Genomic DNA, 368 nt, shown 5'->3' on the forward strand with positions numbered 1-368 from the left:
TTGCCGATACAGAAAGTCCGGATAGCCCGTTCGGAAGCGGAGTTATCGATTGGGATATCCCCATCGGTCAGAAATACCTTTAAATAGTTTTCCTGATGGATGACGAAATTTAGTCCCTGTCCGGTCCTGGATTTCGGAGGCACCGTACATTCTGCAGCCTGTTGTTTTGCCCACGCAAAGAAATCCTCAACCAGCGGCTTTATCCTTGTCTGCCGCTGTGTAAGGCGATCCGTTGCCGGAAGTTCTTTCAGTTCGGTATCGATCCGGTAGAATTCTGCAATCTTTTGTAATGCCTGGTATGCCACGGAAGTTTTTACTGACAGGGGATTCTTTTTATCCGCTGCCTTTACGGCATCTGCAAAGGCTCT

General features: G+C 48.4%; 1 protein-coding gene. It reads right to left on the minus strand.

Annotated features, from left to right (window positions below):
* On the minus strand, nt 1-368 hold a 368-nt coding region (locus DW835_RS18560), incomplete at both ends, for a transposase (protein ID WP_243037243.1).

The organism is Clostridium sp. AM34-9AC (assembly GCF_003480225.1).
In the GTDB taxonomy this organism is placed as follows: Bacteria; Bacillota; Clostridia; order Lachnospirales; family Lachnospiraceae; genus Acetatifactor; species Acetatifactor acetigignens.